This is a genomic window from Ligilactobacillus salitolerans (assembly GCF_003864415.1).
Taxonomy (GTDB): Bacteria; Bacillota; Bacilli; order Lactobacillales; family Lactobacillaceae; genus Ligilactobacillus; species Ligilactobacillus salitolerans.
On record NZ_BFFP01000078.1, the window covers coordinates 1 to 1,359 of the forward strand.

At 52.6% G+C, this 1,359-nt stretch carries 1 rRNA gene; it reads left to right on the plus strand.

Annotated features, from left to right (window positions below):
- A 23S ribosomal RNA gene (locus tag LFYK43_RS12080) occupies positions 1 to 1,359 on the plus strand; the annotation flags it as partial.

Consider the following 1,359-nt stretch of genomic DNA (forward strand, 5'->3'; position numbering starts at 1 on the left):
GAGCCGGAGCGAAAGCGAGTCTGAAGAGGGCGAATGAGTACGTTGACGGAGACCCGAAACCAAGTGACCTACCCATGTCCAGGTTGAAAGTGCGGTAAAACGCACCGGAGGACCGAACCCGGGTATGTTGAAAAATGCTGGGATGAGGTGTGGGTAGCGGTGAAATTCCAAACGAACTTGGAGATAGCTGGTTCTCTCCGAAATAGCTTTAGGGCTAGCCTCGGAAGATAAGGATCGTGGAGGTAGAGCACTGTTTGGACTAGGGGCCCGTCTTGGGTTACTGAATTCAGATAAACTCCGAATGCCACAGATCTTGTTCCGGGAGTCAGACTGCGAGTGATAAGATCCGTAGTCGAAAGGGAAACAGCCCAGACCACCAATTAAGGTCCCTAAATATGTGTTAAGTGGAAAAGGATGTGGGATCGCACAGACAACTAGGATGTTGGCTCAGAAGCAGCCACCATTCAAAGAGTGCGTAATAGCTCACTAGTCGAGTGATCCTGCGCCGAAAATGTAACGGGGCTAAACACATTACCGAAATTGTGGATCCGACCTTTAGGTCGGGTGGTAGGAGAGCGTTCTAAGGGCAATGAAGCCGGATCGTAAGGACCGGTGGAGCGCTTAGAAGTGAGAATGCCGGTATGAGTAGCGCAAGGTCAGTGAGAATCTGACCCACCGTATGACTAAGGTTTCCTGGGGAAGGCTCGTCCTCCCAGGGTTAGTCGGGACCTAAGCCGAGGCCGAGAGGCGTAGGCGATGGATAACAGGTGGAGATTCCTGTACTGGTCGGATCTGTTTGAGCGATGGAGGGACGCAGGAGGCTAACGGAGCGTGCAGCTGGAATTGCACGTCCAAGCAGCGAGTTGCAGGGCGAGTCAAATGCTTGCCCTGGCGTAAGATGAGCTGTGATGGGGAGCGAAATTTAAGTAGCGAAGGAAGTCATGTCACACTGCCGAGAAAAGCTCCTAGTGAAGATTCGATCACCCGTACCGCAAACCGACACAGGTAGTCGAGGAGAGTATCCTCAGGTGAGCGAGAGAACTCTCGTTAAGGAACTCGGCAAAATGACCCCGTAACTTCGGGAGAAGGGGTGCTGGTCTAACGACCAGCCGCAGTGAATAGGCCCAGGCGACTGTTTATCAAAAACACAGGTTTCTGCAAAATCGTAAGATGATGTATAGGGGCTGACGCCTGCCCGGTGCTGGAAGGTTAAGAGGATGAGTCAGCGTAAGCGAAGCTCAGAATCGAAGCCCCAGTAAACGGCGGCCGTAACTATAACGGTCCTAAGGTAGCGAAATTCCTTGTCGGGTAAGTTCCGACCCGCACGAAAGGCGTAACGATCTGGGCACTGTCTCAACG